The following is a 915-nucleotide window of genomic DNA, read 5'->3' on the forward strand; positions in this document are numbered from 1 at the left end:
AACGCGTCAGTCATTACCGCTGCGAGGGCAGTCTGATCACTTCACCCGTTTGTGTATCAGATTTTGCGTTATCGGTTTGTGATCTTGCGATAGAGTAAGGGATGTGAACGACATCCGACTTCTCTCCTCTGACGAGCTGCTGCGCAGCATCGTCGACAATGAGCGAGAGAAGCGGATTCGTGACCACGCGACTATGCGGGCTATTGCCGAGTTGGACCGGCGTGGAGCCGCTACCGAGTTTGGCTACAAGGATTTGGCGGGTGTGCTTCTGCACGCAGTCAAGTGGGACCGAAAAGCCGCTGTCCAATGGGTCGCGAATGCCGGTGCGTTGAGCAGTTCGATCACTCCGACCGGCAGTGAACTGGCTCCCGAGCTGCCTGCGACCGCTGAGGCGTTGGCAGAGGGTGCGGTGTCGGTCGAGCACGTCACGGCGCTGGCCAAGGCCATGGAGAAACTGCCCGCCGAGGCCGAGACGGCCATGGTGGACTTCGCTCGTGAGCATCCGCCAGGTGTGATCGGCAAGTTCGGCAAGGACGTGGCTTACGCCCTCTGCCAAAACGACCCGGAACCCCGCGACGCCGAGCCCGAGCCGCTGGTCAACCAGCTGATGAAGAGCTGGAAGAACGGTCAGCTCGAGGTCAAGGCGCTGCTGGACACGGTGACCGGCGCGGCGTTCGAGGCGATGCTGGACCCACTGGCCAAGCCCCGCCCCGACACCTCAGGACAAGGCCCGGACCTGCGCTCCCGCACCGAACGTGAGGGCGAGGCCTTCGCCGAGCTGGTCAACCTGATGATGCGCGCGGACCAGCTCCCGGAGCACGGTGGCGAGCCGGTCACCCTCACGCTGACCATGAGCTACGACGACCTGGCCGAGCAGGTTGGTCAGGCGATGCTGGACAACGGCGAGCGCGTCCC

Annotated in this window: 1 protein-coding gene; it reads left to right on the forward strand. The window is 63.5% G+C overall.

Annotated elements, in window-relative coordinates; all coding sequences use genetic code 11:
- Positions 1–193: 193 nt before the first annotated feature.
- A partial coding sequence (locus tag UK23_RS12995; protein WP_231114484.1) for a DUF222 domain-containing protein occupies positions 194–915 on the forward strand: 722 nt, incomplete at its 3' end.

The sequence above is a fragment of the Lentzea aerocolonigenes genome (assembly GCF_000955955.1).
In the GTDB taxonomy this organism is placed as follows: Bacteria; Actinomycetota; Actinomycetes; order Mycobacteriales; family Pseudonocardiaceae; genus Lentzea; species Lentzea aerocolonigenes_A.